Origin of the sequence: Iningainema tapete BLCC-T55 (assembly GCF_014698965.1) — a bacterium.
Taxonomy (GTDB): Bacteria; Cyanobacteriota; Cyanobacteriia; order Cyanobacteriales; family Nostocaceae; genus Iningainema; species Iningainema tapete.
This window is the reverse complement of the sequence record NZ_JACXAE010000031.1, coordinates 1-26757: the sequence shown is the minus strand read 5'-3', so window position 1 is coordinate 26757 and position 26757 is coordinate 1. Positions and strand designations below refer to the sequence as shown.

General features: G+C 42.8%; 28 protein-coding genes and 1 pseudogene. 11 read left to right on the top strand and 18 right to left on the bottom strand.

The features are described from left to right. Positions 1–27 precede the first annotated feature (27 nt). Positions 28–1104 (bottom strand): ATP-binding protein, encoded by a 1077-nt coding sequence (locus tag ICL16_RS07675; protein WP_190826263.1) that lies wholly within the window; start codon positions 1102–1104, stop codon positions 28–30. 290 nt (positions 1105–1394) lie between these two features. Between ICL16_RS07675 and ICL16_RS07670 the strand changes: the two genes are divergently transcribed. After that, on the top strand, positions 1395–2747 hold the full coding sequence (locus ICL16_RS07670) for a hypothetical protein (RefSeq protein WP_190826262.1): 1353 nt from the start codon (positions 1395–1397) through the stop codon (positions 2745–2747). A gap of 34 nt (positions 2748–2781) precedes the next feature. Here ICL16_RS07670 and ICL16_RS45405 read toward each other — a convergent pair whose 3' ends face one another. From ICL16_RS45405 to ICL16_RS46675, 6 genes are all read right to left on the bottom strand, one after another. Beyond that, on the bottom strand, positions 2782–2964 hold the full coding sequence (locus tag ICL16_RS45405) for a hypothetical protein (protein WP_238360652.1): 183 nt from the start codon (positions 2962–2964) through the stop codon (positions 2782–2784). Between the two features lie 71 nt (positions 2965–3035). After that, positions 3036–3692, bottom strand: coding sequence for an MFS transporter (locus ICL16_RS07665; RefSeq protein ID WP_238360651.1), 657 nt, complete (start codon positions 3690–3692; stop codon positions 3036–3038). A 417-nt stretch (positions 3693–4109) separates the two neighbouring features. Then, positions 4110–4412, bottom strand: a complete 303-nt coding sequence (locus ICL16_RS07660) for a putative quinol monooxygenase (protein WP_190826261.1) — start codon at positions 4410–4412, stop codon at positions 4110–4112. 48 nt (positions 4413–4460) lie between these two features. Next, complete coding sequence (locus ICL16_RS07655; protein WP_190826260.1) at positions 4461–5381, bottom strand: NAD-dependent epimerase/dehydratase family protein; 921 nt, start codon at positions 5379–5381, stop codon at positions 4461–4463. 237 nt (positions 5382–5618) lie between these two features. Beyond that, the gene (locus ICL16_RS07650) at positions 5619–6494 is read right to left on the bottom strand and encodes an AraC family transcriptional regulator (protein ID WP_190826259.1); all 876 of its coding nucleotides are present in this window, start codon (positions 6492–6494) and stop codon (positions 5619–5621) included. 18 nt (positions 6495–6512) lie between these two features. Continuing rightward, positions 6513–6647 (bottom strand): hypothetical protein, encoded by a 135-nt coding sequence (locus ICL16_RS46675; RefSeq protein ID WP_273038500.1) that lies wholly within the window; start codon positions 6645–6647, stop codon positions 6513–6515. Positions 6648–6651: 4 nt separating this feature from the next. Here ICL16_RS46675 and ICL16_RS07645 point away from each other — a divergent pair, with 4 nt between their 5' ends. Together ICL16_RS07645 and ICL16_RS07640 are read left to right on the top strand one after the other, a co-directional pair. After that, on the top strand, positions 6652–7113 hold the full coding sequence (locus tag ICL16_RS07645) for a hypothetical protein (protein ID WP_190826258.1): 462 nt from the start codon (positions 6652–6654) through the stop codon (positions 7111–7113). Between the two features lie 6 nt (positions 7114–7119). Then, entirely contained in the window at positions 7120–7776 is a 657-nt protein-coding gene (locus tag ICL16_RS07640; protein ID WP_238360650.1) for a hypothetical protein, read from the top strand. Positions 7777–7891: 115 nt separating this feature from the next. Here ICL16_RS07640 and ICL16_RS07635 read toward each other — a convergent pair whose 3' ends face one another. After that, positions 7892–8047, bottom strand: coding sequence for a hypothetical protein (locus ICL16_RS07635; RefSeq protein ID WP_190826257.1), 156 nt, complete (start codon positions 8045–8047; stop codon positions 7892–7894). Between the two features lie 244 nt (positions 8048–8291). Then, positions 8292–9094, bottom strand: a pseudogene (locus tag ICL16_RS07630) (IS5 family transposase). A gap of 124 nt (positions 9095–9218) precedes the next feature. Here ICL16_RS07630 and ICL16_RS07625 point away from each other — a divergent pair. Next, positions 9219–9395 carry a type II toxin-antitoxin system RelE family toxin gene (locus ICL16_RS07625; RefSeq protein ID WP_202895451.1) on the top strand — a complete coding sequence of 59 codons (177 nt, stop codon included), beginning with the start codon at positions 9219–9221 and terminating at the stop codon, positions 9393–9395. A gap of 148 nt (positions 9396–9543) precedes the next feature. Here the strand turns inward: ICL16_RS07625 and ICL16_RS07620 are convergent, their stop codons facing one another. From ICL16_RS07620 to ICL16_RS07585, 9 genes are all read right to left on the bottom strand, one after another. Further along, a complete protein-coding gene (locus tag ICL16_RS07620) occupies positions 9544–10599 on the bottom strand; it encodes a PstS family phosphate ABC transporter substrate-binding protein (RefSeq protein WP_190826256.1) in 1056 nt (351 codons plus the stop codon). 285 nt (positions 10600–10884) lie between these two features. Further along, positions 10885–11619: an SDR family oxidoreductase gene (locus ICL16_RS07615; protein ID WP_190826255.1), complete on the bottom strand. Its 735-nt coding sequence runs from the start codon at positions 11617–11619 to the stop codon at positions 10885–10887. Between the two features lie 86 nt (positions 11620–11705). Continuing rightward, positions 11706–11939: a hypothetical protein gene (locus tag ICL16_RS45400; RefSeq protein WP_238360649.1), complete on the bottom strand. Its 234-nt coding sequence runs from the start codon at positions 11937–11939 to the stop codon at positions 11706–11708. A gap of 1 nt (position 11940) precedes the next feature. Further along, the gene (locus tag ICL16_RS45395; RefSeq protein WP_238360648.1) at positions 11941–12345 is read right to left on the bottom strand and encodes an antibiotic biosynthesis monooxygenase family protein; all 405 of its coding nucleotides are present in this window, start codon (positions 12343–12345) and stop codon (positions 11941–11943) included. A 31-nt stretch (positions 12346–12376) separates the two neighbouring features. Next, on the bottom strand, positions 12377–13120 hold the full coding sequence (locus ICL16_RS07605; RefSeq protein ID WP_190826254.1) for an SDR family oxidoreductase: 744 nt from the start codon (positions 13118–13120) through the stop codon (positions 12377–12379). 28 nt (positions 13121–13148) lie between these two features. Then, positions 13149–13889, bottom strand: a complete 741-nt coding sequence (locus ICL16_RS07600; RefSeq protein WP_190826253.1) for a glucose 1-dehydrogenase — start codon at positions 13887–13889, stop codon at positions 13149–13151. A 255-nt stretch (positions 13890–14144) separates the two neighbouring features. After that, a complete protein-coding gene (locus ICL16_RS07595) occupies positions 14145–14360 on the bottom strand; it encodes a hypothetical protein (RefSeq protein WP_190826252.1) in 216 nt (71 codons plus the stop codon). A 227-nt stretch (positions 14361–14587) separates the two neighbouring features. Next, positions 14588–15460, bottom strand: a complete 873-nt coding sequence (locus ICL16_RS07590) for an alpha/beta fold hydrolase (RefSeq protein WP_190826251.1) — start codon at positions 15458–15460, stop codon at positions 14588–14590. A gap of 29 nt (positions 15461–15489) precedes the next feature. Beyond that, on the bottom strand, positions 15490–16230 hold the full coding sequence (locus ICL16_RS07585; RefSeq protein WP_190826250.1) for an SDR family oxidoreductase: 741 nt from the start codon (positions 16228–16230) through the stop codon (positions 15490–15492). Positions 16231–16585: 355 nt separating this feature from the next. Between ICL16_RS07585 and ICL16_RS07580 the strand changes: the two genes are divergently transcribed. From ICL16_RS07580 to ICL16_RS07550, 7 genes are all read left to right on the top strand, one after another. Then, a complete protein-coding gene (locus ICL16_RS07580; protein WP_190826249.1) occupies positions 16586–17974 on the top strand; it encodes a hypothetical protein in 1389 nt (462 codons plus the stop codon). Between the two features lie 27 nt (positions 17975–18001). Next, complete coding sequence (locus tag ICL16_RS07575; protein WP_190826248.1) at positions 18002–19357, top strand: DUF1822 family protein; 1356 nt, start codon at positions 18002–18004, stop codon at positions 19355–19357. Between the two features lie 33 nt (positions 19358–19390). Then, entirely contained in the window at positions 19391–21856 is a 2466-nt protein-coding gene (locus ICL16_RS07570) for a CHASE2 domain-containing protein (RefSeq protein ID WP_190826247.1), read from the top strand. Then, a complete protein-coding gene (locus ICL16_RS07565; protein ID WP_190826246.1) occupies positions 21849–22556 on the top strand; it encodes a DUF928 domain-containing protein in 708 nt (235 codons plus the stop codon). The genes ICL16_RS07570 and ICL16_RS07565 overlap by 8 nt, the downstream gene beginning before the upstream one ends. A 156-nt stretch (positions 22557–22712) precedes the next feature. Then, on the top strand, positions 22713–23234 hold the full coding sequence (locus tag ICL16_RS07560) for a tetratricopeptide repeat protein (protein ID WP_190826245.1): 522 nt from the start codon (positions 22713–22715) through the stop codon (positions 23232–23234). Between the two features lie 142 nt (positions 23235–23376). Beyond that, a complete protein-coding gene (locus ICL16_RS07555; RefSeq protein ID WP_238360647.1) occupies positions 23377–24798 on the top strand; it encodes a CHAT domain-containing protein in 1422 nt (473 codons plus the stop codon). Positions 24799–24948: 150 nt separating this feature from the next. Further along, complete coding sequence (locus ICL16_RS07550) at positions 24949–26712, top strand: tetratricopeptide repeat protein (RefSeq protein ID WP_190826264.1); 1764 nt, start codon at positions 24949–24951, stop codon at positions 26710–26712. The last annotated feature ends 45 nt before the right edge of the window (positions 26713–26757 follow it).

Genomic DNA, 26757 nt, shown 5'->3' with positions numbered 1-26757 from the left:
TTTATTTCTGCCTATAGCTTACCTTTACTACAAAGCCCAGGAGCTTCTTGAGAAGGAAGAGTAGCTACTGGGGATTCTCACTAGTGCTTCCAACGGTTGCAAACAGGCAACTAAATTTTCTGCAAAACGAAACCGACGAGATACTCGCTTGACTTCGCTTTGATCCACTTGTAGCACAATTTTTGTTGAACTGTTAGCGATCGCCTCATCACTAATCTCCGCATCCCGCTGTGATGCCAAAACTGCACACAATCCGTACTTCCTCCCATCAGTCATTGTTAATTTTATACTCCGTGAATCTTTAATTTCCTTTGCCTCATCCACAAAAATAAAGGTTCTCGGAGTTTTACCTTCTATTTCGCCAAGTATACGATGTGAATCCATCACCTGTTTAATCAGTGTTTCTGCGGCTACAGCACTCAATCCCGGTACTTTACCTAATGCCGACAAATCAAAACGGATGAGTGGCGCATCAAGGGATGGCTGAGGTTTGTCAAATATACCATACTGAAAAGTAGCAGCCAGCTTCAAAGCTAACTTTTGCGATTCTTTACAGCCAAATTCAATCCGTTGGTCAATTTCAACTCTGACATCAGCAAATGTTGGTGGCTCCAGCATCCAAGTAGTGGGATCATCTTGAATAATGCCAGCTTGTTTATAACAACTGTTGATGATGGAGATGACCAACCCTTCTTGATTAGCTCCCAACACAAGAGCTTTTTTTAAGATAGCAGCAACGGCGATCGCTTGTAAATTTGGACCACCTCCTTTAGTATCTAAGTCGATTGTCAAAGGATTGATACCTAGTGGTGATTCCATATTTAGAGGGTAGTAAGCTTCCTGGGGTAATTCCAAATCCCCGTGGAAATCTATAAGAATAATTCTCAATTGAGAAAATAGCTTTGGTAACTCGTAGGCGATCGCCTTGAGTGTCTGTGTTTTCCCACTACCAGAAGCACCAATTAACACTATATGACCATTAGGTAATTCGCTGGGAATCCAAATCACGTTGTCGCCTAAAACTATTCCCGTACTGTGAGTGAGACTAGTTTGATTTTTAGTTGGATTAGGTTTAAGAACTGGTGTTGGTAGCGGTTTAACCATTTTTAGTAATGCTCCTGATTGGTAAAAGTCCTGTAGCGAAATAGTTGCCAATTTTGGCAAATCCTTAAATGCACAGTCTTAAATAAGAATATTACTGTCTAACCTTACACAGATTACACCGTACTATTACTGAGGTAGGAAAAGCTATTTTAATCAAAAGTACTTGCCCTCTAACTGCATATGCTCTATGTTTCTACACCCATAAATAAGTAAAGTAAGCACCTGATATGCAAGATGAATCCAAGCATAAAGAATCAGGTGCATAACTTTGATTAACCTTTAGGAGAATTATGACTGTGTACAGTAAAATCCGCACAAACAATCTTCCACTACCTGCAAGTCTTTCTCGGCGCAATCAACCTAAGCTAAGTACTGCTGTAGCAGAACGATCAATCGCACCCAAAACTGCGTTGGCTGACAGCTCAATAACTCTCAGAGAACTAGAAGCTAAGATTATTAAACCAGGACCTGGTGAACCAAAAATTGTTTCTTCTGCTCACGGTCAAATTCAGCACATACTTCTATGTTATCCTAGCTATGCTAGCGGCGAGTATAGTTACAAACAAGTTTATGAGGATCTTTTTCGCCAACTACCACAGACGACATTTACTATCCTCAGCCATCCAAGTGTTACAAGCGATCTCCAAGCAGCCCTTGATGCAGCCGATGCGTCTAGTCGTTCTACTATTGTTGAAGCACCTGAGTATTTGAATTTTCTGGTTTGGGCAGAAGATCCTTACGTTGTAGTTCATGATATAGCAACAGATCCCAGCACAATTTTCTTGGTTGAACCACAAGTTTTTAATCGTAGGGGTGATGCAGCAATTGCCGAGTTGTTTGCAGAAGCAACAAATATACAAAGCATCCAGTCTCCTCTCTATTTTCAAGGTGGAAATATACTGATTGGGGATGATTTTGTTTTTATTGGTGCTGACTACCCGAAAAAAACCAAGGATTTGATTGAAGATAATGTAAATATTCTTCTTCCTGAAAATACGGAAGTAGATGCTTTTATTAAACATTTATACAGTCAAACCTTTGACCCGAAACGCCAAATTATCTATATAGGTACAGAATTACCTGTGCCGCAGTATCAGCAACGCCCAATTACGATTAATAAAGAGCAATGGGTAGAAGAAATATATTTGGGGACAGGAGATAAACAACCGATATTTCACATTGATATGTTTATATCACTAGCTGGACGAAATGCTGAAGGAAAGTATCGGTTGTTGGTGGGTTCTCCAACTGTTGCAGACAAAATTTTAGGGCGCGAACCGATTAAACATGCAACGGCAGAGATTTTTGATGACGTTGCCAAAAGTCTGCAAAACATGGGATTTGAGGTGATTCGTAATCCTTTACCCATAACATATGTCGATAATAGCACAGATAAAATCCGTACTTGGTATTTTGCTACAGCGAATAATTGCTTGGTACAAATCGATTCTTGTGATGGAAATCATGTTTGGCTACCAACTTACGGTTATGGTGATTGGGAAGAACTTGCAGCAATTGATGCTGAAAACAAGCGTATCTGGGAAAAGCTAGGTTTCGTTGTTCACCAACTTGCTGATTTTCATCCCTTTGCACAAAACTTGGGTTCAGTTCACTGTATTAAGAAGTATTTAGAGCGTGGGTGAATCAGCACCTTCTGGGAGCATGAGCCTGCTCCCTTTACTTCCAACGCAGCATCACAACAAAAGCAATAAAAGCAAAGATAAATACTAGTTTTGCCCCATAGCCATAAGTACCACTCAAACCGATAGCTTGACTCAAAGGTTGGCTGATAATTGGGGAAGTAAATTGACCAAGAAAAAATGCTGTTGTTAATCCACCCAAAACCTTTCCACGAGACATACTTGGAACCACAGAAGTTAAACAAACATTCATGTTAGGAGTTAACAACCCCAGTCCCAATCCAGCAATTGTCAATCCAAATAAAACGACCCCATAATTTTGAGCAATTGTGTTGAAGTATTACTAGTGGCGCGATTAGGTTCTGGTAAAAAAATTACAATTAATGGCAAAATTAGCCAAGCAATTAGGTAAATTAAAAATGGCATCCGCCAATTTATATCAGCAAGAAAGCCTCCTAAAGATAGGAAAATTACACCACCCAAACCCATAAATCCTGCTTGCAAGCCCAAAAATAGAGTACGTGTAGCTCCTGTATAATAATCAGCTATTAACGTTGTAGCAGTAGTCATAATTCCTGCTACACTCAAACCAAGTAAAACTCGTCCCAATAAAATAATTCCTAAAGAATTTAACACAAATCCAGAACTACCCGCCAAACCGTAAATAAATACAGCTATACTCAACAAAGTTTTGCGTCCAAATCTATCAATTATAGTTCCGGCAAATGGCGCTCCCAAGGCGATAAAAAGTGCTGGAACTGTTAACACTAATCTTACCCAGTAATCAGCATTTGGCTCACTGGTAAAATACTGCCGCATTGCTGGGAGTGCAGGTGAAATTGTTGCCCCAGCCATTACAGTTAATGTACTAACTAGCAACAGAGTTGCTTTGGCAGGAAGCGAATTTGGGTTTTGGAATTTCTGGGTGCTTGAATTTATGCTTGACATATCGAGATTCGCTCCATCTATGAGGCACGTTGGTAGGCTCAGTTACACCATAATTTTTGTCACTCAAGAAATAAATTTCTTGACTTAAAGCTTAAGCACACGATTAGCTTACTGAATAACTCTTTCAATCAGCTGTCTTCTGACTTAAGCTATTAGCCTTGAACTTCAGCACCAATACCTCGACTAGCACCAGTGATCAGGGCTACTCTGTTTTGCAGCAACTTAGTTTGCGAGTTGTTTTCCGTCTGAATACTTATAGTCATCGCGATCGCCTCTATTTAAGCTCAATTTAACTAGACTATCGATCCCATTTCTTAATTGAAATCCAAAATGGGGATTGTCTGACCCAAAATCATCTGCCAACGCCCATCTCTTTTCATGTACACATGGGAGCGCACCTGTTTTACATCCTGTCCTTCATGCTATCGATAGATAAAAGCGGACATCGGGCGGACTGGTAATAAGTAGGCTGTCCATTTTCGCTTCTGCTGTTTTGACGAAATTAGCGGCGGAGTGTGCATCTAGCGCTGCCTGAGTTTCCCATTCTTCAAGCAGAGTAAATTCGGTTGGGTTAGTGCGACTTTGCAGTAATTCGTAATGGATGCAGCCAAGCTCTTGCCTTGTTGGTTCAACCAACCCACTCAAGATTGACTTCACTTGTTCTGCTTTTTCGGGTAAAGCAAAAATATGAGCCACAACTCGGATAGTTTCCTTTGACATAATTCTCCTACTTTGATTGAGCGATGCTTGTGTTATCGGCGTCTTATCTTACTCTTTGTGGTTGGACTTTTGCGCTTTCCATGAACCGTAGTAAGTTTCAATTTCATCGATAATTCCGGTGTGGCGCGGAACCCAACCGAGCAACCGATAAGCTTTACGCGAAGTGATAAACTCGTTTTGATTAAACCAAGTACTTGTGATATCGTCTTCTTGCGGTGGAGCAAATTCGATTTCTCCGGTGTACCCTGCTGCTTGCAAACAAGCTTTCATCACCTCAACGCACTTGGGACGCTGTTCATCTGCAAGGCAAAACACTTCACCGTCAATCGCGGCTCCACTTTCTGCCACTCGCACGTAAGCCTCTGCCAAGTCGCTAATATGAATCCACGACCAACCTTTTTCTGGATCGCCGCGATAAATGGCTTTCCCTTGCTCACCCATCTTAAACCACGTCCCACTCACACTCGAATGTCCATCCAAACCATACATAAAACCGGGACGCAGCACAACTTTCCGACACTGGGGAATTGGCATGGCAAAGAGTTCTTGCTCAAACTCCATGCGAAAGGCAAGTTTATGCTCTGGATTGGCGGGGGTGGTTTCATCCATGACTCGCTCTGGACGCTTGCCGTAAATTGAGCAGCCTGTGGTGTAAATAAACAGTCGATTTCGGGGTGAAGATTCGGCTACTTGCCGGAGGGTTTCAAACAGAGTCAAATCAGCCCCTTGAGGATCTTTGAAATCCATCATTGCGTGGATCAAGACATCGCTGTTTTCCAAGACTTTTCGATAGGAGTCTGGCTCTTTGATATCCCCAATCGCTAGATTTACTTCTTGGCGTTGCAAGTCTTGGGCGCGGGGTTTGCTGTCGTCGCGCACAAGTCCATAAACCTGATGTCCCGCTTGTCGTAAGGCTAGAGCCGCATAAAACCCAGCATATCCTGTTGCACCAGTCACAAGAACTTTCATAACTAACCTTTAAACAGTATCAATATTTCAATTCCCGGTAAGCAAAACTGCTGTCACTGCTCTTGAGCGTTTCTGATCCATAACTGTGTCCAAACAAACGTAAATAAGAGTGGGAATTTCGTGCAGTGTCTACTAATGACTATTAGCGTAGCGATCGCCGCAAGCTTTTTCTCTACTAATTCTTGCTAAAATGTTTCAATTCTTGCGCTTTGCAACTAAATCCACCTTTAGATATATTTATAGCCCTTGCCTGTACTGCCGTGGAGGTACGCCTGTATGCTTGCGAAAGAAGGTGGCAAATTGGTTTTGATTCGCAAAGCCCAATCTAAGACTAATTTCAGCGATCGATAATGGCTGTGCTAACAATCTTTTTGCGGCGGCGATGCGCTGTTGCACTACATATTGCCAAGGCGTCAACCCAGTCGCTTTTTTGAATACGCGACAAAAATGGTATTGGCTCATGCCTACTGTGGTGGCGATCGTTAAGAGTGATAAATTTTCAGTTAAGTTATCGTTGATATAGTCGATCGCTTGCTGAATACTGGCTTGAGGTATGTTGGTAGAAATTTGCAGCGTTCTTTTTTCAGCAGCGTAATACCGCATCAAATGGGCAGCTAGGGCAACGCCTAGTGATTCTGCATACACCTGACTACTCATGGGATCAGCTTGTAGAGCCGTCTTGAGATTGATCCCGATCTGGTGAATGAGCGGATCTGATTTGGCAAAATGCGGGATGATTTCGACGCTCTCATGTGCCACTTTTCCCAAAAAAGCTGGATCAAAGCTTAGTAAAATCAGTCCTTGCTCATCTTGAGAGCGAATCCAGTGACGAGTGTGGGCAGGCACAACACAAATATCTCCAGCGACAATATATTCTTGTCGAAACTGCCCATCTAATTTGCGTTCTGACTGTACCGCTCCTTCTGTTTGAATCGCAATTACGTGCTGATTTGGATAATGCTCCGGCGTTTCGTGCGGTGGAGAATAGTGGTACTCCAAATACATACCCGTCAAAGCTGTCTTGCAGCTATATAGCAGATTAGCATTGGGAAGAACTTGCTGCGTGGCTTCCTCCTGGCTGTGATCGACAACAATGGGCGTGTCCTGCGTCATAAATTGTATACTAATCGCTTAAAACTGAGGGAAACTTACCACCCAAACAAATTGCCGTCTTCCTTCACAGGAAGGATTTACCACTTCTATTTTTTTTGCCAAAACACCAACGTTTTTCCAACGATTTGCGTTAATATTTAAAGTGGAGGTCATACATATGCCACTAGCAGCAAAAGACTTAACATCACTTAATTTACAGCTTGGACCGAGTTGGTCATCATTTGAGAAATTTCGCGCAGAAGGCGCGAAAGCACTCATGTCTCTTAAAGACGGTAAAGTTGCTATTCTGCACACTAAAACTGGGCAGTATCGCATTCTTGAGGAACAAGACTTTCAAAAAATACTAGGCTTGGCTCGTGATGTGGAACGCCTGCGTCGAGGATTACGTGTACTATTACATACCGCTCGTGTTGTGCAGAAACACCCCGATGCCGAGAGCCTCAACTTGCTAGTTGAGACGGTGACAATGTTAGGTAGCTTACCTGAGCTTCCCACATGTGACAGCTTCGAGCCTCTGCTTCCCGAAGATCTTGACCTAGACCCAGACGATCAAGTAGAACTCGATCCAAACCAGATTGAGCGTCCGCTTGATGCAAAAAGCGCCCTTTTAGGGGAGTAATGCCCATTGACTACACCTAATATGCCTCTTAATTTGGCAGAACTTGAGGCGCAATTACAAACTCTATCTCACGACGACAATGCCCTTAAGATTATCCAAAACTTTGCCTTGAAACTTGGCAAAACAAATCAGCGCCAGCGCGTGTTTAATGAAAAGGGGGCTATTGTAGGTGAACCTATTATCTACCAAGATATGCTTCTTAGGGGGCTGATCGCTCCCGAAGAAGATCCCTTTATCCTTTTGCAAGGCGACATTATCAGTACGGACACCGCTTACTTTTTAGGAGAACGCATCACTGGAATGAAGTTCGCAGTCGCTACTTCTACTTGCGATCTCATCCCGAAACGTCGTCAATACGCAACACTACTGCGTGTACAACCAATTAAAAAGGATGATCCAAACGCCAAACAAGTACTTGGAGAACTACTGAAGTTTAGCTCTACACAGCGTATGTATCTTCCACCGTTACCAAACGATCTACCCGATGTAATTGGAAACGCTTTGGTATTTGACGGAATTGTACAAGTGCGACTAGAAGATTTACTAATGGCTACACGGTTTGCTAGCTTGAGCTTAGTGGGGTGGCGCATTTTTGGCTCACTAGTTCGCACGATCATGGCTCGCGCAGGAGAGAGTGAGGTAAGGATGCGTAAGAGTGTATGAGGATAAAGCTTTTGAGTTGTACACATCCTTATCTTTGTTAATCGCTCTACCCCTAAAGACAACCTTAGTTTCAAGAGTCATTGTTCTGATAACTAATTTCTTGCAATAACTCACATCAAGACATTGCCCCTCTGGGATAATTTTCTACAGAGTGATGTCTATTCAGGGTGGCGATCGCCAACCACAATGACAAAGCTACAGACAACAACGGCAACCCTAACATTAACGCAGCATGATATCCTCCTTCCAGGTCGCTAGCTCTTGGTGGCAAAGATACTTATATTATATCCACCTAGTTACCAATATCTAGGACAAACTGCCTTAGTGCCTTTCTCTTGTGAAGGAGTCATTTTTAATTTGCTTCTAAATTCACGGGCTTCATCCTTGCTGCTATTAATCTCAATATACTCAAAATCACCGCAGAGTTTATAAATCTCGGATATTACTTGTTGACGGTTTAATGGATTAGAAATTTTATCTAAGAGGGTGTTTGAAAAGTTTTGAAGAGTGAAAATTTATGCCAATCGCCTTACCATGATACGGATCATAGCCAAGTAGATGAACGTCTCCGATGTTTCCGGCAGAAGTTCAACGTCTGTTGACCAATCGGCGACACCCCATGAGCCATCCGAAAGTGCGTTCCACAACGAGATCGCTTTTTGAGCACTCGCGTTCCCCAAGGGAGTGCTCTGGTCGTAGCACTACCTGGACAATCCAACAACACTCATTCCATTACCCATTGCATGAACAGCTCACCCTTAAACCCTCCATCCACCCAGATAGTTGTCAAACGGGACACATGGAAAGCCCATTTTTTTGACCTGCTTGAGTACATGTTTCCCGGATTCTCGTTCTCCAACACTGGCTGCTGTCACCCATACCCTTAAGACTAGTCCCAAAGTATCTACGGTCATAAACCGCTTGCGCCCAATAATGCTGCTTACCTGCATCGTAGCCCACGGATTGACTCACCATCGCTGCACTTTTCACGCTTTGACTATCGATGATTGCCTCCGATGGACTCGGATGACGCTCAATATCAATTCTCGTCCACTCTCGCAGACGATCGTGGATGTGCAACCACGTCCCGTCTTTGCGCCAGTAACGGAAATATGTGTACACTGGCATGCCTTGGGGGAAAGTCACCAGGTAAGGCACGCGGCACGAACTCCAACTACTGCGGACATAGAAGATTCCATTGAGGACGGACCACATATCTACTTCACGGGGACGACCACCGGGTTTCGGTTCTGAAATTAGGTCACGCTCGAAATTCATATTGGGCGAAGGTCAGGTTGCACCTGGTAGCTTTACTCATGTCGCTCTCTCGGTGCTGTTTACTATCTATACGAGCGCGTATACTGAGAGAGCTTTTTTACAACCTACCTGACTTTTCAAACATCCTCTTACTCCCTAGACGAGGTGTTGGGAGATATTGATTAATGTTTTACGAAGTCCGCTTTACTAGGGAAGCCAAGAAAGATATTGCCAAACTGACTCCTAAATTGAAGCAGAAACTTAAAACAATTATTCAGGATAGCATTAGCATCAATCCTTATGCTGGTAAAAAATTGGTCGGAGATCTCGCTGGTTTCTATTCCGTTCGTTTAAGTTATTAAGACAGAATTGTTTACACGATTGATGACGAACAGAATCTGATCTACATTCACCGTACCAAGACTCATTATGATGAATAACATAACGGGGAAGCTTAGTACGACATATAGATCGAGATCCCCTGAGCAGGATCTTAGTTTCTGTGTTTTGTTAAAACTGCTTTCGTTTGCGTAACAACTCCCCAATTGTCAAGTCAAACTGAGATTTGCCATCAAATACTGTTCCCACTTTACCCTTGTGTAAGTGAACAAAACCGATGCGGTAGGCTTCTGCAGGTAAAGGAACATAACCTACAGTGGTTGATACTTTCGCCGCTCTCTCAAGATAGTAATCGACAAATTGGTAAACCGCTTGTTTATACTCAGCGGTCCAAGGATTTACGTAGATAAACAAAGGTCGAGACAGTGGTTGATACCTAGATTTTTCCACAGTTTCACGAGATGGTAAAACTGGTCCTTTACCACTATCAACAGCTAACGCTTTTAATTTCCCTTTGTGTTCTTCATAATAGGCGTAGCCAAAGTAACCTAAAGCATTTGGATCTTTAGTGACTCCTGCTACTAATGCTTCATCATCCTCGCTTGCAGTGTAGTCTGTACGACTTTCTTTAGCTTTGCCAACTACTGCTTCTGTAAAATAGTCGAATGTACCAGATTTTTGATCTGCACCATACAATTTCAGGGGACGATCTACCCAAGATGAACGTACCTGATTCCAACGAGTAATTTTCCCTTGCGCGGCTGGTTCCCACATCTTTTTCAACTCTGCTAAGGTAATGTCTTTTGCCCAATTGTTTTGTGGATTGACCACTAAGGTGAGAGCATCGAAGGCAATGGGAATTTCTATGTACCTGACACCATTTTTCTTACAAACTTCCATCTCCTCTTTTGATATTGGTCTGGAAGCATTATTGATGTCTGTTTTTCCGGTACAGAATTTTTCAAAACCACCACTAGTACCAGAAATAGTTACCGTCGGTTGTACAGAGTTCTTTGTGTTTGATTGATAATCTTTGGCGATCGCTTGCGTGATCGGATATACTGTACTAGATCCATCTATTTTTACTGTCGCCACCTTTTGTGTACTGGCTTGGCTTACCTTTTGTGGCTGCTGAGCTTGAGTAGATGAGTTGGATATCGTTGTGTTGTTGGTCGTTAAGGCAACAATACCAACTGTTAGAGCCGAAATTGTAATTATCGCGTTCATTGACTATACTATATGTAGGTTTATTCTTTGATTACTAAATAATAATTCGTACAAAAAAATATGAGTATGCCTGAGTTCCATAAAGACAAGAACTCTGATATACCAAGTGTTTTACTTGCTAAGAGACTTTCGCCTCTTGTCAAAAAAAGATCGTATCCAAATATTACAGTAAATCGATATCGAAATTCTATAATTCAAATAAAAAAAAGTTTTAGATGATTAATTTTAGGAGTTCCCCAACTGAGCTTGTAGCTGTGTCGGGCTAACTCCTCATTCATGCCCTAACTAAACAATTCCGCCTGTAGCGCGGATATTTTGACCAGTAATCCAATGAGCATCATCAGATACTAGCATTGCCACAGCACTGGCAATGTCATCAGGACGACCAAGGCGACCAAGTGGTGTTTGAGCAATCATTTGATTAACTTGCTCTTGTTCTAGCACTAGACCATCTGTTTCCGTAACACCAGGGGCAATAGTGTTAACCGTAATACCGCGTGCGCCTAGCTCTTTTGCCAGTCCCATACTGAATTGCTCAATCGCTGCTTTGCTACCAGCATATGCCCCTCCCGCTGGTATCGCCATTGATGTGCCACCAGTGGAAATGCTGACAATTCTGCCATTATCTGATAATTGATGTGCTGCTTGCTGAAGGGCGAAGTAGACCCCTCTGGTGATGTCGAACATACTATCATACTCTTCTTGTGTCATTTCAGCAGTTGGTTTGAAAACGTTTTTCCCCGCAGCGTTGTTGACAAGAATGTCTATTTTGCCAAAGTGGTCAAGTGTCTTTTGGAAGAGATTACGGACATCTGCGATTTTTCTCATGTCTGTTTGGATCGCGATCGCATCTGTTCCATGTGCCTTAATTGCTGAAACTACTTCTTCTGCCTTATCTTGATTTCCAGCATAAGTGACGACAACATTTGCTCCGTCACGTCCTAATCTTTCTGCAATAGCTCTGCCAATACCCCGCGAAGAGCCTGTAACAATTGCCACTTTCCCTGCTAGCGATGCCATAAGTTATCTATCCTTTTAATTAGTAAACTTTTTGCACAAATACCGAAATTTCCAGCATACTTAGCAAAAACGAACTGCAACATCAATCACTCAGCAGGTTCAGTAAATACCACTGAGTAAAGATGAAACTCATTCTCAGCTAAACCTTGCCAATACTCACGCACTGGAGCATACTTTGGCTCTTTCAGTAATGCTTCAAAATTCTCTAAACTGCGCCACTGCCCGTAGTTTACAGTGCGAGTGCCGTCGAGCGAACGGTGGAAGTTGGCTGAGATTAAGTCTGGATGCAACAGCGCGATCGCAACGTTTTCTCGCTCCAACTCAATAAGCGCGTTGTTGGTTCTCCGGCTTGACTCGAAATTCGGCAAAGTGAATCAGATCTCCTGTGGCAATTTTGAGTGTGGCATCCTCTGGCTGAGAAATTACCACCTCGTAAATGTGCGAGTCTAGTAAATGAAACTGAGAAAGCTTTGCACCGAATGCTTGATCTTGGGGACTGTATGCCCAAGCTTCGTAGTCTTGTTGAGTTTTCCACTGGGCATAGTTAAAAACTCGCACACCATCCAAACTTTTGTGGATACTTGCGGAAACAAAACCCGGTTTATATTTTACTGTTGATTTGAGAAAGTCAACGATGATATCTACCAGTTCCTGCTGACGTTCAGGTTCCACTGCGAAGATAAATATCACCGTAATAACGTCATTATTTTTGGCGATCGTCGGCATTTTGATTCCTCTTAGCTGTAAATTACTAAAACTATGCCAGCCCACCAGTAACATGTAGAACATGTCCAGTAACATAGCTGGCTTTGTCACTGACGAGAAACGCAACAACATCGGCAACATCACCAGGCTCTGCTAACCGTTGCAGAGGAGAAATGCGTTTTAACTCAGCCTGCTCTTGAGGTGAAACCACACTATCGAAAGACTCTGTAGTTGTCGGACCAGGCATCACAGCATTCACAGTAATTCCACGTACACCTACTTCCCTTGCTAGTGTAAAGGTAAATTGCTCCACGGCAGCCTTACTACCAGCAATCACCCCCATATTCGCCTGCGGCTGCACAGTGTATGGAGTTGAAAAAGTTACTATACGTCCGCCATCTGCCATGTGTTTTGCTGCTTCCTGCATTGCAAAGAAGTTGCCTTTGGCATTAAACGCAAACGCATAATCGAAATCTTCTTCTGTTGTCTCGACAAAAGGTTTGGAAATTCTAGGAGCGCTACCACTAATGACAAGGATGTCGATTTTGCCAAAGCTGTTAAGCGTCTGTTGGAACAAGTTGCGGATGTCATCTAGCTTGGTGAAGTCGGCTTGATGTGCAAGCGCCTTTCCACCGTTGCTTTCAATCGCTGCAACCACCTGTTGTGCTTTATCTGCACTTTTCGCGTAGGTGAGGACTACCGTCGCCCCTTCCATTGCCAAACGTTCGACGACAGTTTTTCCGATTCCTGTCGAAGCTCCCGTGACGATTGCCACTTTTTCACGAAGATTTCCCACAATTCACCAACCTTTTGTAATCAACGTATCAAATTTTTGCTCCGCCGTTGGCAACTATGTGCTGCCCGGTAATCCAGCGAGATTCAACACTTGCGAGAAATGCTACCACATCGGCAATGTCCTCACCTCTTCCAATCCGATTAAAAGGAGAACTCTTAGCTGCTGCTTGTTGCTCCTCAATCGATCTTTTCTCAAACATTCCTGGAGTTGTCGGACCGGGAAGTACACTATTAACAGTGATTCCACGTCCTCCCACCTCAGCCGCAAGGATTTCAGTGAAAAGTTTTACTGCAGCTTTGCTAGAGGCATAAACGGCAAGACCTGGACTAGGGTATACACTCGTGGTCGATGAGATAATGACGATGCGTCCATTGTCATTTATGTGCCGTGCTGCTTCTTGTAAGGCGAAGAGAACACCGCGAACATTGACTGCATACACTGCATCAAAATCTTCCTCTGTTACTTCAGCGATGAGTGCAGCTTTGGCAATACCAGCGTTGTTGACTAAGATGTCTAGTTGACCAAATTTATTCATAGTCTCTTGAAATAGGCGGCGAATATCTGCTACTTGGCTCATATCCGCTTGAACTGCCAAGGCTTTACCGCCCTGAGATTCAATAGATGAGACAAGTTCCTCGGCTTCGTCGGCACTTCGTCCGTAATTGATTACCACTGCTGCACCATCTTGAGTTAATCGTTGAGTGATCGCCTTTCCTATTCCCCGTGATGCGCCGGTGACAATTGCCACTTTTCCATCAAGTTTTGCCATAAAAGTTTTTCCTTTACTTACATTCAGATTCGCGAATCACTTACTGCATATATAATGTAATAATAAAAACCATTGAACCAACTGCCGCACTGACAAGAGAACTGATCGCAGCCTTCTGCTACCAGCGTCCGGCGGCGAAAAATGCGCAGTGGCACAAGCGGTGCGGCTGAGCGTGATTCTACAAATACAAATCATAACAGTAATAATACTGTTATTAACGGGGCAGTAATTGTTTATAAAGATACCCATCCAACTTCAGGTGCTTCCATCAATGGTGAAGCGCTTATCGCCAATTAAAAACTCAGCACGACACTCCGGCAACACTTGAATTTCTTCTGTGTAGTGCAGGTGTAGTGGTGGTCCTTCACCAGGCGCTACATTTGCTATCAGTACGGAACTGGCTAGAATCCCGTGCTTTGAGCCTTCCATTACTAACATTGTCGCACTTGGTGCTTCTGTTGGTGGCGACAAATTTGTAAGTGGGATGAAAAAGTTTTGGTTAGCGTTAGCGAAGCTCCTCCCAAGGGGAGGCTCGCAGTATTCAGCGTTGAGCTTTTCTCTTCAAAAGTGTTATACCATTTCTCCAAAAGCTGGCTACACAAGATCCCTTCAAGCCCCCCTTTTGAAGGGGGGTTGGGGGGTAAAGATGTGTGGCAACTACAAAGAGAATTGGTATTACTCATGATCTTTCTCCAGTATCATTTTGCTTCATTAAAGAAGGTGAGAAGCTGCTGGATCAGGTAGTCTGGGTTTTCTTCTGCGATCCAGTGTCCGGCGTGGGGAACTGAACCACCGCGCACGTCCGACGCCGCCTCTCGTACCATATCCACAATGAAGGGACCGGCACTGGTTTCACCGCCGAGCGCGAGCACAGGCATAGGAAGCTGTCGTTTGATTAATTCTTTGAATTGCTTCAAATCCTTGGGAAAGGCGCGATAAAGCTCGAACCCAGCGTGCAGTGCACCAGGCGCGGAGTAAGCGCGCACATACTCTCCTATCTCTTCTTCAGTCATGACCAAGGGTTTATGTCCCCAAGATTTGTAGATTGCCGTCAGATACTCGCGCTCTCTACCAGTCACTAGCATTTCAGGAAAATCAGCCGTACCGTGAAACGCGAAGTGCCAAGCTCCCGGACCAGTCGCAAACTGATCCCATACGGTCGTACCCATCAGCGGAGAGTCGAGCAGCACGAGACGACTGACCGCTTCCGGATGAGCAGCAGCGTAGGCGTATGCGACTAACATTCCAAGGTCGTGACCAACGAGGTTGATGCGTTCGTAGCCAAGTTGTTGGACAAGAGCGTAGATGTCGTCAGCGACGGTACGCTTGTCGTAGCCGCTAAAAGGCTTGGAAGAGTCGCCCGCGCCTCGATAATCCGGTGCGAGTACAGTATACCGCTGGGCTAACGCAGGCATGATTTTGCGCCATGCATACCACGTTTGAGGCCAACCGTGCAGCAACACTACAGGGTCGCCTTTGCCACCAATCACATAGTGCAGCCGTACATCGCCGACTGTCGCTGTATGGTGCGTGAACATTTTGTTGAACTCGGCTTCTGAATAGATTTCCATCTCAGTAATCACCTGAATATTGCTTCAACTTAAGCAGTGGGTAGCATAGTCGCCAGATACTTTTCGACTGCTTTGGGGTCACTCAGTAGTTGTGCTGCCATACTCGTTGCCTGCTCACCTGGATAAATTTCCTCTACACCATCAATAACCGCTTGCAACGCGGATGCAGCTACCTCATTTGGGGACACCTTCGGCGGTGGATCATTCTTACTCATATCAGTGTCAACGGTTGCAGGCATGACAGCGACAACCAGAGTTCCCTGTGCTGCAAGCTCCGCCCGCACTCCCTGAGTCATTGACAGGGAAGCTGCTCTTGAGGCGCTATACCCTCCATTGCGGGGTAAGCTGACACGAGACAAAATTGACTGCATATTAATGATTGCCCCGCCGCCATGGTTTTTAAGAATGGGTGCAAAAGCGCGGCACATCGCCAGAGTGCCAAAATAATTGACCTCCATTTCAGATCTGGCGCTGCTCAAATCTGGCGCAGCGATCAGTCCTTTAAAGAGGGCTATGCCAGCATTATTAATTAACAAATTGACATCTTGACAATGCGCGGCAGCCTCCGCAATCGATTTCTCATTAGTGATATCGAGTGCAATTGCAATGACTCGTTTTGGGTCTATGGAAACCAGGTCGGCAACTTTTCCGGCGTCACGGGCAGCGGCATAGATCCGTGCTGCTCCCGCCGTCTTTAATGCCTCTACATAGTGCTTGCCAATTCCGCCATTAGCACCGGTAACAAGCGTCACTGCACCTTCAATTTTCATCTGCTAGCTCCTTATTTTTACTCTAATCTAGTTCGTTGACGATTGCCTCGCGGGCAAACAAGCGTGTAAAGCAAGCGATCGCCACCATCCCTCATGGCATAAAGTTATCTACCTTGCTTTTTGTATATTTATTCTTCACCAGCTTACCGTATTGAAGAATCTTGCTTTTTCTAGAAGATTCTTGCTATTTTTCGCGAATAGATGGGGAACCACTATATAGATGCCAGGATTCAATATGCAGGCAAAACTGCATAAGCGATAGCAGTCTAGATTTAAAAATTAATGACGAATTCAGACCACAGGAGGGAAAATATTTGAGTTGTGTTCAAAGCCCAGAGTCATTTATCCAAAGTTGATGACTAAATCAAAATACTGGAGACTGGTAAGAATTGATGCGGCGGGAAATCGCCAAATCTTGGAAATTCTACCAGCCAAAGCGTTTTTAGCCTCGGCGTTAGCTGAGCCATCTCAAAGTGATGTATATTCTGACAATATCCAGCAACAGCTACTAAGATGGGTAAGGGATGCTGCCAATAGTGAGCGTGCTATGGCGGAACGTTGTTTACTCTGCTTCATCTCCTGGCAAATTGAGCAAGTTTGCTTACAACTGGAAACCCAGTTTGGTGCTTTTCATGGGTTTACTTGTCGTGACTTACTGCCATATGTCCTTGATGATGATGGTAGCTTAAAACCGCCAACGTCCTATAATTGCTTTTCTAGGGAAATTTTACAGAGTTTTGACCCAGAACAAAGCAGTCTCACAACCTGGACAAGCAGAAGGGTAAAACAGCATCCGGCACTGAATAGGTTTTTGCTGGAGTGCGGAGTTTATCTTATCAGTGACTGGGCGATTCTCAATGATACTCAACCAAAACAGCTAGCGCGAATTTTGCGAGATTATCACTCGCTCACACCTACGGAAATTAAGCTTTCGCTTGAACTTTTAGAAGCATATCATGCTGTCTACCGTGCCGATCGCCTGCAAAAACGTTCTCGTGGAGGAGGGGGAAGATGTACCACACCGACAACTCAACAACTGCAACAAATCTCCCAACGTCTCGAAGGTAAGACTAACCAGAAACTGGAGAGTGAAATTGTGATGAGACAACTGCAAAACCTCGCTAACCGCCTGCGACAGTACCGGATTCATGTCCGAAGTGGTTATCTCCTCACAGAATCTCTGGATGCTGCTGGTAATGAGTATAATACCTTACTTGAGCGTATCCCTTCCTCTGATGCTAACTCTTGGGATCTTGAGGAACAAGTTGAGTTTTTAGAGTCTTATCGTCCGCAGTTTCAAGCAAGCTTAGATCAAGCATTGACAATGACGATTCAATCACGGGTGAGACAACTACAACGTAAGGACGAGGAAAAGGCAAGAAAGTTCCTAACAGCACTCCACTTATCTCATTGTGAGAAAGTGCCAATGGCAGAAATTGCCAAGCGTTTGGGACTACGCGCACAGGATGCAGTGACTCGCTTGCTGAAACTCAAGGAATTTCGCACCGATGTCCAACAGCAGCTTTTAGTGATACTGCGATCGCACGTCATCGAACTAGCCTTGAACTATTCTACCCCAGAACGTCTTGCCACTTTAGAAAATGAAATTACACTAGCCCTGAATGAACAAATTACAAACTTAATTTCCCAGGCAGAAGCAGAGGCTCAAAGTGCGAAAAATATTTCTTCTAGAAGCCATTTTACAGAAAGGCTCTGCTTACAGTTAAAAATTTCTAATTTGTAGCGTGGATAATCCAAAATCCAAAATCGTATGACTAATTTCTCTATTAATCCTCAACAAATGTTCTTTGACTTTGAACGATTGCCTACATCAGCAATTATCCTTTCACCTGACGAAATTAATCAGGCAGTAGAATTCAGTAGTCAAATTAATAATTCAACTTATCAATGGCAAACTTATTTGAATGTTTTGGCTCTATTCGCCTTTGAACAATGGCTAAAAGAACGAGATAATTCGCTAAGCATTAATCGAGAACAATGCACAGTTTTCCAACCAGCAATTGCTAATGCCATTTCCACCGTTAGCAATTTACAAGTGGGTGAATTTAAACTGTGTCTAATTGCTACTGGTAGCCTTACAGACGAAGAAGTACTTATTACTAGAGCAGTTGTAGATTTACCAGAATATCTGACCCATTTTTATGTATTAGTCGAAGTTTTAGAAGAACAAGAATGCGCTGTTGTTCAAGGGTTTTTATCCTATCAGCAACTGACAGAAAGATTGGTAAATGTTAATTTAGTACCCCAAGAAGATTGGACATATCAGCTACCTTTGACTTGGTTTGAAGATAATCCAGACCGTTTGTTGCTATATTTGCGTTGTCTAGAACCAGAGGCGATCGCTTTACCCACTGTACCACCAGAAAGAGCTTACAACCTTTCTAGAATACAGGATGAATTAACAACATTGTTACCTCAATTGCATTCTCCTGAACTTGAATTATGGCAGGTTTTAAATTGGGAACAAGGAATCACAGTTCTCACCAGTCCAGAATTACTCAATTGGGTGTATAATTTGCAGATCCAACAATTACCAATTAGCAATTATCAATTAGCAATTACCAATTTATCAGATTTAATCAAATTGTTAACACAACCAGCGCTCAATGTAGGACGTTGGTTGTGGGATGAATTGGATAATTTAGCGCAGGAATTTTCTTGGGTGCTGTTGCCTATTGCACCAGCTACAGCAATGCGAAGCCCCGGAGAAGAATTTACAGCGATTAAATCACAACTTCAACAACAAGGTTTAGAAATTCCCTTGCAGGCGCGTGCAGCTTTCAAAGATTTGCTATTAGCCGGGTTTCAACTACGATTGTATGCTGTTACTTGGCAATTGCTATCTGAATCAGACCCCCATTTATGGACATTATTGCTAGTGTTAGGTATACCTTCAGGGAACAATTTACCGTATAACTTGAAACTAAGAGTGAGTGACCAAACGGGCATTTTAGTAGAACAGGGGATAAATCAAGAAAGCGGTGGTTCTTATTTGTTTACTCGTGTTGTTGGCAGTTGGGATGAGAAGTTTATTGTTAGTGTAAGTTTCATGGATGGTATTGAGTTAACTTTACCACCATTTACATTTTATCCAGGGCAAAATTAACAAACGGGGGAATAATAGGAGACAAAGAAACTAATGAACGCTTCTGCTTTATATCTCAAAGTTCAACAAATCGACAAAGTTTGTTTATTTGAACTTTCCTGGGGAAAAGGGCAGCAAATTAATGCTACACTTACCTATCCTGAAAATCTGACTAAGCTTTATCAAGAATGGCAGCGTACTTATCTAAACTTTTATCAAACTTCCTTGCGTGGAAGAGTTGCAGATGCTGGTATTTTAGCTGCACCCCCTATTGATTGGCACGCTAAATTAGTGCAAGCGGAAGCACAGCTTTTGTATGAGTTTCACAATTGGTTACGCAGTGCTGAATTATATGAAATTCGGTCAGTAATTGCCAATAAAAATAGAGAATTGGCAACAAACACACCCCCCGTAGAAGTCTTCCTCAGTTGCAATCCTTTAGATTTAGCGCGTTTACCTTGGGAAGCTTGGGAAATTAATACGGAATTTGCTGCTGATAAAATTCATATCGTCCGCGCACCTCTTAATATCCGGGAAAAGGTGACAACTTCAAATAATCGCTGCAATCGGAAAGCGAGAGTTTTGGCAATTTTAGGCGATGATACTGGTTTAAATTTCAATTCGGAAAAATCTGCCATTAGTTCTTTAGAAAAAATCGCGGAAGTTAAATTTATCGGTTGGCAACCAGGAAAAGATATTCCTGAATTAAAAACTGAAATAGTTGAAGCGATCGCCTCGAAAACCGGATGGGATATTTTATTTTTTGCCGGACATAGTAATGAAACTAGTTTAACAGGAGGAGAGTTATCCATAGCCCCAAATGTGGCTTTATCACTCAGCGAAATAGTCCCATGTTTGACTGTTGCGAAAGAACGCGGATTGCAGTTTGCAATTTTCAATTCTTGCAGCGGTTTGAGTATCGCAAATAAACTGATTGACTTAGGTTTAAGTCAAGTTGCAGTCATGCGAGAACCAATTCATAACCGCGTTGCTGAAGAATTTTTCGTTCTGTTTCTACAAGCTTTGACAGAATATAAAGATGTTCACGAATCATTGTTAGCTGCTTGCGAGTATCTGAAGTTAGAAAAAAATCTGACTTATCCGAGTTCCTACCTAACCCCTTCCTTATTTCGGCATCCAGAAGCGCCTTTATTTCGTCTCGAACCTTTTGGACTCAAACAACAACTCAAAAATTTGATACCGACTCGTCGAGAAGCGATCGCTCTCTCATCTCTGATATTAATTAGTTTACAACTACCTGTGCAGCAATTTTTATTAGAACGGCGGTTACTGGCACAGGCGATGTATCGTCAAGTTACACATCAAGTTGAGGTGCTAACACCCCCGGTTTTATTGGTGCAAATTGATGAAAAGTCAATTCGAGATGCAGGCATATCTAATCCTAAACCAATGGAGCGCAAATATTTAGCGCGTCTGGTGGATAAACTTACGGTTGCAAAAGCCAGGGTAGTCGGTATAGATTATTTTCTAGATCGACATCAAGGAAAAAGCGACAATATCCTTGCACAATCTCTACAAGCAGCGGTGAAAAGCCCAAACCCGACAACGTTTGTATTCGCTACAACCCGCGTAAAAAGTGGGGAATGGCTGAAGGTTTTACCCCATATCGCTAGTCCTAATTGGAGTTTGCAAGGCGAAATCGATGTTCTGCCAGGATATATGCAACTGTTCCCGATTGTCAAGTCTAACTCGGAACCTTTGTTTTTCGCCGGCTTGTTGGCTATTTCCCAGCAGTTACAGCAATTACCCAACTCCCCAAAACCGCAATTGAATAGTCAGAAAGATTTTTGGCAACAAATAAGCGCTAATCTTGAAGCTGGCAACAAAGACAATAAAACGATTTTGACATCAGAGCGATCGCGTCTGCAACCACTGACAGCCTTGAGTTATTGGATTGGTCAAATGTGGTTGCACCCAATTATAGACTTTTCCATTCCCCCCGATCAGATATACCATCCCATTCCCGCTTGGAAATTATTAGAAGGGGAAGAGACGTTCCGCCGGAAAGTCTGTACGGGAGTTGGGAAAAAATGTGCTTTCCCTAACTTGCAAAAGCAAATTGTAATTGTTGCACCAGGGGGATATGGCGAAGCTGGTGTGTCAAAAGATGATGAGGACAATTTTGAACTACCAGCAGCAGTTGCTTACTGGCGAAGTCAAGAAAATCCTGTTAACCAAAGTCAAGTTTTTACAGGTGGTGAATATCATGCATATATGGTACATCATTTACTGAATCAAAGATTAGTTGTGCCGATTCCCGATTTGTGGATGATTGTAATAGCGATATTGTTAGGGAAAACAATGTATTTATTGCGACAAACAAAAAAACATCACGCTCCTGGGATAATACTAGTAGCTATAATCACATTACTATACGGTTTGATTAGTTTACAGATTTACATTTCATCAACTGCCGTACTTTTACCTTGGTTTTTACCGTCTGCAACCTTGTGGATTTATGTTCTACCATCTGTGTTGAGGAGAAAAGTTAATGAATAAATATTTGCTGCCTATACTGCTATTAGCCACAGCTTTAAGCATTTCGCACATTATACCCAATCAAGCTCAAAGTGTCAAGAAAAAACCAATACAACAAATCTTTTCTTGGACAAAGATTTCTCAGGCTTTGTTTAGCCCGAAACCTCCCATAAAACCGCGCAAAGGTGGTTCCCGCGATCCTTTATTTATCTGCATGATTTCTCCAGATGCTCCAAAGCCACATAGAATTGTTTGGAGCGATCGCCCACTATTTATTTGGAACGGTTCGGTACAAAAAATAGCAGTGCGGACAGCAGGTAGTAATGAAGACTTGTGGAGTCAAACTGTAGCAGCCACGCAGATTACAAATTATACAGGAAAGGCGCTACAACCAGGTCAAAAATACGACTGGTGGGTGTTTATCGGTGAATCTCCCAATAAATCCGTTCCGTTTCAGGTGATGGAGTCGCAACAACGCGATCGCATCACCTCCCAATTGAGAACTCTGGAAAATCAACTGAAAGCAAAGGGAGCGAATATAGAGGCGATCGCCACAGCAAAAGCCAATTTTTTTGCTAATAAGCAGTTGTGGTCAGATGCTTTGCAGCAAGCTTACTCTGTGGAAAAACCATCCCCAGAGTTGGCTCAGATTCGCCAAGATATTCCCGATAAGCTGTGTAATCAACAACAAACAGTAGGCAGTAATTCCCCCACTCCTTAAATATTAATACTTATTGTCGCTAGCTGAGGCATTAGAAACCCGACTTCTGTGAGAAGTCGGGTTTCTGATTTAATTTCCTCTGCCGAATGTTTGCATAACCTCCCACCCCCTCAGAAATATGTATACGTAAGCAAGTAAATTTTAGGAGATGCAACAATGAAAGGTCTAAAACTAGCAGTAGCAATCTTAGCATTAGGAACAATCGCTATCAGCCCCAAAGCTGATGCTAGAAACTTGTTCAACACTCAGCAAATACTCACAGCGCAAATAATAGCGCAAGTTTCCAAATCCGAGAATAAGAATACAAATGATACTAATACATACTTAGAACGAGGGTTGAAGCGGATTGATGAGGAAGATTATAAAGGAGCAATTGAAGATTTTAACCAAGTCTTGAAAATTGAACCCAACAATGCTTATGCTTACGTCGGTAGAGGATTAGCCAATTTTGCTTTAGAACAATATCAAGCAGCCAAGAAAGATTTTGACAAAGCCTTAGAAATTACTCCCAACATTGCCTATGCACATTACTTCCGGGGTATTACCAACTATGTCTTAAAAGACAAACCGGGAGCGATCGCTGACTTACGCAAAGCATCCACACTGTTTAAAAAAGAAGGAAACCAGGAATTTGCCCAAAAAGCAGACAGCGCAATTCAGAAGATACAGGAGAGCTAAATGCTACTAGACTAGAAACCCGACTTCTCAAAGAAGTCGGGTTTCTCACCCTTTAAAAAACAGCTAAATTACCACAAAAATGAAAAATCAAAAAATGACCTTCTTAAGTTTAATCCCTAAACTCACTCCCACTTTGATCATCATGGCTACTATCTCAATGCCTTTAAATTTATTTAAGGCAAATAAAGTATTAGCGCAAACTGTAGATATCCAAGCACCACCTTACCAAAAATTACAAAAAAACCTCATTGCTCAGAATCCTACCGAAGCAGCGCTCGTAATTTCTGAACGAGGGCGTACCCGTGCATTAGTGGATTTATTGGCAAAGCGCTTATCGACAACAAATGACTTATCGGTTCCTCCATCGATTGACAAAATTAAACAAGTTGCCAAACAACAAAACGCCACACTTGTTGAATATTCAATTATAACTGATGAGTTGAATTTTGAAGGTAAACGAGAAGCTAAGGAATCAGAATTGTATATTTGGGTGATTAAACCTACAGGCGAAATTACATTTCGTAACGTTGACTTGAAACCACTGTGGCAGAAAGAAAAAACGTCTTTAACTGATTTAATTGCCAAAAGTCGTGAGTCGATTGGTGTCAATCGTGGAAATGTTAAAGGCATGATTAAGGTAGAACCAGTAGAACCAAAACCAAAGCCTAACTCAAACGAAAAATTAAAAAAACTCCATCAACTATTAATTCAACCCATTGCAAACCTTTTACCAACTCAACCGGATGAGAAAATAATTTTCATTCCTCAAAATTCGCTGTTTCTTGTTCCCTTCGCGGCGTTACCAGATGCAAACGGTAAATACCTAATTGAAAAGCATACCATTTCTACTGCTCCGTCGATCCAAGTGCTGGATTTACTTTATCAACGACAACAGCAAATATTTGTAGAGACGCGAAATTGCACTTCGTGCCGCTTCGCTAACGCGTCTCTACCAACCCTGGTAGTCGGTAATCCCACTATGCCCAGCGTATCGCCTAAACCTGGGGAAAAGCCGCAGCAACTAAGCCAGTTACTGGGTGCAGAAGAAGAAGCAAAAGAAATTGCCCGTCTTTTCAATACCCAAGCACTCACGGGTGATGTAGCAACAGAAACTACAGTCAAACAGCGAATGTCCCAAGCCAGAATTATTCACTTTGCAACACAGGGTTGTCTTGAGTTTGAGGGAATGAATATCCCTGGTGAACTGGCTTTTGCACCGTCAAGTCAAGATGACGGGTGGCTGAAATCTGAAGAAATTATGAATTTAAATTTGAATGCAGAGCTAGTTGTTTTAAGTAGTGATAGTACAGCTTTAGGGAGAATTACTGGAGATGGTGTGATTGGGTTATCTCGGTCTTTTTTCGCCGGTGGAGTGCCTAGCGTCATTGGTTCTTTGTGGAGTCCGTCGGACAGAGAAACTGTGTTGCTAATGACCAATTTTTATGAGAATCTAACTAAAAATCCTGATAAAGCTTATGCCTTGCGTCAAGCGATGTTAACAACGATGAAAAAGTATCCAAATCCTTTTGATTGGGCGGGTTTTACGCTGATTGGCGTGTCCTAATGGCATATTTTTTGTAGTACGTAGTAAGCGCTTAAGCGCTTTTTAACCACGCTTTGTGCTTACTACAAAATTCAATTTATCTTTCAATTGTGACATTTGCATAACCTCCTAATAGTGAGAAATATATGGAAAATAGCTTAGGCAATGAATATGCGAATCAATAAATTTTCACTGATAGTATCTAGCACTTTGCTACTCACCGGGTTGCAGTCTGTAACGCTAAATCCCCGCAGATTTGGGGAATCTGCGGTAGTAGCGCAAACACCAGATGCACGGAAAGCTGAAGCAGATAGACTGTTAGATCAAGGTATTGAGCAGTATCAAACAAGTCAATTTGAAGCTGCATTAAAATCTTGGTCACAAGCATTAATTATCTATCGAGAAATTAAAGACCGTCAAGGGGAGGGTGCAGCTCTGGGAAATTTGGGAAATGCTTACTATTTTTTAGGAAACTATGTTTTAGCCATTGATTACCACCAACAGAGTTTAGCCATCGCACGCGAAATTAAAAACCGTCAAGGGGAGGGTCAATCTCTGGGAAATTTGGGACTTGCTTACGATGCTTTGGGAAACTATGTTTTAGCCATTGATTACTACCAACGGAGTTTAGCCATCGCACGCGAAATTAAAGACCGTCAAGGGGAGGGTGCAGCTGTTGGAAATTTAGGACTTGCTTACGATGCTTTGGGAAACTATGTTTTAGCCATTGATTACCACCAACAGAGTTTAGCCATCGCACGCGAAATTAAAGACCGTTTAGGGGAGAGTCAATCTCTTGGACATTTGGGAAATGCTTACTATTCTTTGGGAAACTATGTTCAAGCCATTGATTACCACCAACAGAGATTAGCGATCGCACGCGAAATTAAAGACCGTTTAGGGGAGGGTGCAGCTGTTGGAAATTTGGGACTTGCTTACTATTCTTTAGGAAACTATGTTTTAGCCATTGATTACCACCAACAGAGATTAGCGATCGCACGCGAAATTAAAGACCGTTTAGGGGAGGGTAACGCTCTGGGAAATTTGGGAAATGCTTACAATGCTTTGGGAAACTATGTTAAAGGCATTAATTACCACCAACAGAGTTTAGCCATCGCACGCGAAATTAAAAACCGTTTCGGGGAGGGTCAATCTCTGGGAAATTTGGGAGCTACTTACCTAGCTTTGGGAAACTATGCTAAAGCCATTGATTACCACCAACAGAGATTAGCCATCGCACGCGAAATTAAAAACCGTTTCGGGGAGGGTCAATCTCTGGGAAATTTGGGACTTGCTTACTATTTTTTGGGAAACTATGTTAAAGGCATTGATTACCACCAACAGCATTTAGCCATCGCACGCGAAATTAAAAACCGTTTCGGGGAGGGTCAATCTCTGGGAAATTTGGGAATTGCTTACCATTCTTTGGGAAACTATGCTAAAGCCATTGATTACCACCAACAGAGTTTAGCCATCGCACGTGAAATTAAAGACCCCAATGGAGAAGGAGGAAGCCTAAATAATTTAGGATTAGCTCTCTATAAATCTGGCAAGCTTGCAGAAGCTGAAAAAATTCTCCGCACTGGTATTGAGAGATGGGAATCTCTCAGGGAATTATTGGGTAAAAATGATAGCTACAAAATTTCAATTTTTGAAGAACAAGCTCGTACTTACCGCATACTGCAACAAGTCCTCATTGCTCAAAATAAATCTAAAGATGCTCTCTTAATTTCTGAAAGGGGACGTAGTAGGGCATTTGTAGAGTTATTAACTTCACGCTTGGTTCGCAAAAATACAGGTCAAACCCTAGAACCTACTGTTGTTAAACCTACACTATCGCTACTGCAACAAATCGCCAAACACCAAAATGCTACCCTCGTGGAATATTCGTGGATTACTGATGACTCCCGGTTCGCCCATTTTTTCAGGAGTTAGATAAAAGGGAGCAAAAGTGTAAAGGCAGAAATTACGTGTCAGTAC

Bases quoted from the DNA above. Each gene is read 5' to 3' on its own strand.
- ICL16_RS07665 (WP_238360651.1), bottom strand. From the start codon at position 3,692: ATGTCAAGCATAAATTCAAGCACCCAGAAATTCCAAAACCCAAATTCG.
- ICL16_RS07675 (WP_190826263.1), bottom strand. From the start codon at position 1,104: ATGGTTAAACCGCTACCAACACCAGTTCTTAAACCTAATCCAACTAAA.
- ICL16_RS07660 (WP_190826261.1), bottom strand. From the start codon at position 4,412: ATGTCAAAGGAAACTATCCGAGTTGTGGCTCATATTTTTGCTTTACCC.
- ICL16_RS07650 (WP_190826259.1), bottom strand. From the start codon at position 6,494: ATGACGCAGGACACGCCCATTGTTGTCGATCACAGCCAGGAGGAAGCC.
- ICL16_RS07575 (WP_190826248.1), top strand. From the start codon at position 18,002: ATGACTAATTTCTCTATTAATCCTCAACAAATGTTCTTTGACTTTGAA.
- ICL16_RS07615 (WP_190826255.1), bottom strand. From the start codon at position 11,619: ATGGCATCGCTAGCAGGGAAAGTGGCAATTGTTACAGGCTCTTCGCGG.
- ICL16_RS07620 (WP_190826256.1), bottom strand. From the start codon at position 10,599: ATGAACGCGATAATTACAATTTCGGCTCTAACAGTTGGTATTGTTGCC.
- ICL16_RS07670 (WP_190826262.1), top strand. From the start codon at position 1,395: ATGACTGTGTACAGTAAAATCCGCACAAACAATCTTCCACTACCTGCA.
- ICL16_RS07555 (WP_238360647.1), top strand. From the start codon at position 23,377: ATGGCTACTATCTCAATGCCTTTAAATTTATTTAAGGCAAATAAAGTA.
- ICL16_RS07565 (WP_190826246.1), top strand. From the start codon at position 21,849: ATGAATAAATATTTGCTGCCTATACTGCTATTAGCCACAGCTTTAAGC.
- ICL16_RS07550 (WP_190826264.1), top strand. From the start codon at position 24,949: ATGCGAATCAATAAATTTTCACTGATAGTATCTAGCACTTTGCTACTC.
- ICL16_RS07585 (WP_190826250.1), bottom strand. From the start codon at position 16,230: ATGAAAATTGAAGGTGCAGTGACGCTTGTTACCGGTGCTAATGGCGGA.
- ICL16_RS07580 (WP_190826249.1), top strand. From the start codon at position 16,586: ATGACTAAATCAAAATACTGGAGACTGGTAAGAATTGATGCGGCGGGA.
- ICL16_RS07625 (WP_202895451.1), top strand. From the start codon at position 9,219: ATGTTTTACGAAGTCCGCTTTACTAGGGAAGCCAAGAAAGATATTGCC.
- ICL16_RS07655 (WP_190826260.1), bottom strand. From the start codon at position 5,381: ATGAAAGTTCTTGTGACTGGTGCAACAGGATATGCTGGGTTTTATGCG.
- ICL16_RS45395 (WP_238360648.1), bottom strand. From the start codon at position 12,345: ATGCCGACGATCGCCAAAAATAATGACGTTATTACGGTGATATTTATC.
- ICL16_RS07600 (WP_190826253.1), bottom strand. From the start codon at position 13,889: ATGGCAAAACTTGATGGAAAAGTGGCAATTGTCACCGGCGCATCACGG.
- ICL16_RS07645 (WP_190826258.1), top strand. From the start codon at position 6,652: ATGCCACTAGCAGCAAAAGACTTAACATCACTTAATTTACAGCTTGGA.
- ICL16_RS45405 (WP_238360652.1), bottom strand. From the start codon at position 2,964: ATGTCTCGTGGAAAGGTTTTGGGTGGATTAACAACAGCATTTTTTCTT.
- ICL16_RS07560 (WP_190826245.1), top strand. From the start codon at position 22,713: ATGAAAGGTCTAAAACTAGCAGTAGCAATCTTAGCATTAGGAACAATC.
- ICL16_RS46675 (WP_273038500.1), bottom strand. From the start codon at position 6,647: ATGACCTCCACTTTAAATATTAACGCAAATCGTTGGAAAAACGTTGGT.
- ICL16_RS07590 (WP_190826251.1), bottom strand. From the start codon at position 15,460: ATGGAAATCTATTCAGAAGCCGAGTTCAACAAAATGTTCACGCACCAT.
- ICL16_RS07570 (WP_190826247.1), top strand. From the start codon at position 19,391: ATGAACGCTTCTGCTTTATATCTCAAAGTTCAACAAATCGACAAAGTT.